The sequence below is a fragment of the Streptomyces sp. NPDC046215 genome (assembly GCF_040646215.1).
In the GTDB taxonomy this organism is placed as follows: Bacteria; Actinomycetota; Actinomycetes; order Streptomycetales; family Streptomycetaceae; genus Streptomyces; species Streptomyces stramineus.
This window is the reverse complement of sequence record NZ_JBEYZW010000183.1, coordinates 1-3,255: the sequence shown is the minus strand read 5'-3', so window position 1 is coordinate 3,255 and position 3,255 is coordinate 1. Positions and strand designations below refer to the sequence as shown.

Here is a 3,255-nt window from a genome sequence, read left to right as displayed (position 1 = left end):
CTGAGCGAGGCGGTAGGACTCCGTCTCGGTCCGGATGGTGTTCCCGCCGAAGGTGAGGCAGCCGCCGCAGGCGGCAATGACGGACGCGCCGCAGGCGGCCGGCTCAGGCCAGGTGCGCGCGGACCTCGGCCGCCGCCTCGTCGCCGTACGCCTTGGTGAAGCGCTCCATGAAGTGGCCGCGGCGCAGCTCGTACTCCTGGGTGCCCAGCGTCTCGATGACGAGCGTGGCGAGCATGCAGCCCAGCTGGGCCGCGCGCTCCAGGGACAGCTCCCAGGTCAGGCCCGCGAGGAAGCCCGCGCGGAAGGCGTCGCCGACGCCGGTGGGGTCGACCTTGGCCTCCTCCTGGGCGCAGCCGATCTCCAGGACCGGCTCGCCGGCCCGCTCGATGCGTACGCCGCGGGCGCCCAGCGTGGTGACGCGGGTGCCGACCTTGGCCAGGATCTCCTCCGCCGACCAGCCGGTCTTGGACTCGATGAGGGCCTTCTCGTACTCGTTGGTGAACAGGTACGCGGCGCCGTCGACGAGGACGCGGATGTCGTCGCCGTCCATGCGGGCCAGCTGCTGGGAGGGGTCGGCGGCGAAGGCGATGCCCCGGGCGCGGCACTCCTCGGTGTGGCGGATCATCGCCTCGGGGTCGTCGGCGCCGATCAGGACGAGGTCGAGGCCGCCGACGCGGTCGGCGACGGGCTGGAGCTCGATCTGGCGGGCCTCGCTCATCGCGCCGGTGTAGAAGGACGCGATCTGGTTGTGGTCGGTGTCCGTGGTGCAGACGAAGCGCGCGGTGTGCAGGACCTCGGAGATCCGGACCGAGGCGGTGTCGACGCCGTGCCGGTCGAGCCAGGCGCGGTACTCCGCGAAGTCGGCGCCGGCGGCGCCCACGAGGATCGGGCGCAGGCCCAGCACGCCCATGCCGAAGCAGATGTTGGGAGCCACGCCGCCCCGGCGCACGTCGAGGTCGTCGACGAGGAAGGAGAGCGAGACGGTGTGCAGCTGGTCCGCCACGAGCTGATCGGCGAAACGGCCGGGGAAGGTCATCAGGTGATCGGTGGCGATGGAGCCGGTGACAGCGATACGCACGGCGGGTCTGCTCCTGCAGGGCGAGAGTGACAGGACGAAAACAGGATGAGCCACACCACGCTATCGGTTCGGGGGCCCGCACCTAGGGCTGGATCCAGCCACCGAACGGACAAAATTACCAAATAGTAGCCCTTTCTTCACGTGGCGCGCCGTGCGTACGGTGCCGGTATGCCGAACCCTGTGAAGGACGTCACGTTCACCGAAGCAGAGCCGGAGTCACTGGAGGACCTGCGCGGCCTGGGGGCCCGGATGGCTCCGCACTGGGCCCCGGGGGCCCCGCAGGTCCCGGGGGCCGTTCCGCCGTCGCGCATCCGGGGGGTGTCGGTCCCGGCGGGGTCGGCGCGCCTGCTGGAGAGCATGTCCGAGTACGGCGACTGAGCCGGCCGCCGGGCCCGGTGGAACCACTCGCTCCTCCGCTCCGTCCCAATGCCGTCCCCTTCTCGGGGGATACGGCAGTACAGACATTGAGCGGAGCGAAGGAGCGATGTGGTGAGCACCGAAGGCGGCACGCCGGAGAGCACCCCCGATCGCACCCCGGACGGCACGGGGCGGCGGAAGCACCCGCGGCTCGCGGTCGCGTCGGTGGCGGCGGCCGTCCTGCTGGCCGGTGGCGGCGGCGCGTACTGGGCCGCCACGGCGGGGGACGGCGAGGGGCCGAAGACGGCCGGGCCGCCGGGCGGTGACGGCTCTCCCCCGCCGCTCGCGCTGGACGGGCACCGCGCGCCGGGCTCGTCCCAGGGCATCGCGGTGGGCGAGCCGGATCCGAACGGGGTGCGCTACCGCGCCGCCGGGAAGCTCCCGGACGGGCCGCGGACGGCCCCCGTGCGCCTGCCGCGCGGCGAGGTGTCCCGGGAGGAGGTGGCCTCGCTGGCCAAGGCCCTGTCGGTGCCGGGTTCCCCCCGGCTGGAGCAGGGGGTGTGGCGGGTGGGCGGCGCTCCGGGCGCGAACGAGCCGACGCTCCAGGTGAGCCGGAAGGGCCCGGGCAACTGGGCGTTCTCGCGCTACGGGACGCCGGGCGGCGCGGGGTGCGTGGAGCCCTCGGGCGCGGAGAAGGGGCTGGGCAAGGGCCAGGGTCCCGACCCCGCGGCGGCGGTCGGCTGCCCGCAGTACCGCAACGGCTCCGGTGAGGGCGAGGGGGAGCCGGTGTCGGAGGAGAAGGCGAGGAGCGTGGCCGCGCCCGTCCTGAAGGCGCTCGGCCAGGACGGCGCGAAGACCGACGCACGGTCGCTGTTCGGGGCGGTGCGGGCGGTGCAGGCCGATCCGGTGGTGAACGGCACGCCCACCCACGGCTGGCAGACCCGGCTGGAGGTCGGCGCGGACGCGCGGGTGGTGAGCGGCGGCGGGCAGTTGCAGATGCCGCCGAAGGGGGCGGAGTACCCGCTGATCGGCGCGGACGAGGCGCTGGCGCAGCTGAACAGGGGGCAGAGCCCCGGTGAGGTGTCCGTCGGCGGCTGTGCGACGGCGATGCCGCACGGCAAGGACGGGACGGTGCCGTGCCCGGGGAAGTCGGCGTCGGACGAGCCCTCGGTGGTGCGGAGCGCGACCTTCGCGCTGGCCTCGCAGTTCGTGGGCGGGCGGCAGGCGCTGGTGCCGTCGTGGGTCTTCGAGGTCGGGCAGCCGGGCTCGGACGGCAAGGCCGGCAAGGGGGGCACGGTGCCGGTGACCTACCCGGCGGTGGACCCGCGGTTCCTCGCGAAGCCGTCGGCTCCCTCTGCGGCCCCCTCGGACGGGCCCGCGTCGGGCGGCAAGTCCAAGCCGGTCCAGGTGGACCAGTACAGCGAGGACGGGAAGAAGCTCGTTCTGCACTTCTGGGGCGGGGTGTGCCACAGCTTCGCGGCCTCCGCCGAGCAGTCCGGGTCCGCGGTGACGGTCAAGGTCACCAGCACGGAGAAGCACCCGGGCCGCCCCTGCATCACGGTCGCGAAGCGGTTCGAGGAGACGGTGACGCTGGACGAGCCGCTGGACGACCGGAAGGTCGTGGACGGGACGTCCGGTGAGCCGGTGGCTGCGCGCCAGGCGAAGTAGGCCGTTGCCGCCGGGGCGGCGAGCGCCGGGGCCTGTCCGGCAGGACTTCGGCCGCGGGTCGCCGTAGCCGCCTGCGGCGGCGGGCGCCCTGCGGGCGCGTCCTCAAACGCCGGACGGGCTGGTATGGGCTGAGCTCAGCCCTTACCAGCCCG

General features: G+C 74.0%; 3 protein-coding genes. 2 read left to right on the top strand and 1 reads right to left on the bottom strand.

All coding sequences use genetic code 11. The features are described from left to right. Positions 1 to 103 precede the first annotated feature (103 nt). Positions 104 to 1,078 (bottom strand): carbohydrate kinase family protein, encoded by a 975-nt coding sequence (locus ABZ951_RS33695; protein ID WP_344091503.1) that lies wholly within the window; start codon positions 1,076 to 1,078, stop codon positions 104 to 106. A gap of 168 nt (positions 1,079 to 1,246) precedes the next feature. Here ABZ951_RS33695 and ABZ951_RS33690 point away from each other — a divergent pair, with 168 nt between their 5' ends. Then, the gene (locus ABZ951_RS33690; protein WP_344091501.1) at positions 1,247 to 1,456 is read left to right on the top strand and encodes a hypothetical protein; all 210 of its coding nucleotides are present in this window, start codon (positions 1,247 to 1,249) and stop codon (positions 1,454 to 1,456) included. Between the two features lie 111 nt (positions 1,457 to 1,567). Continuing rightward, the gene (locus ABZ951_RS33685; protein WP_344091498.1) at positions 1,568 to 3,103 is read left to right on the top strand and encodes a hypothetical protein; all 1,536 of its coding nucleotides are present in this window, start codon (positions 1,568 to 1,570) and stop codon (positions 3,101 to 3,103) included. The last annotated feature ends 152 nt before the right edge of the window (positions 3,104 to 3,255 follow it).

Excerpts from the sequence above, each read along its gene's own strand:
- ABZ951_RS33690 (WP_344091501.1), top strand. The coding sequence starts at position 1,247 with ATGCCGAACCCTGTGAAGGACGTCACGTTCACCGAAGCAGAGCCGGAG.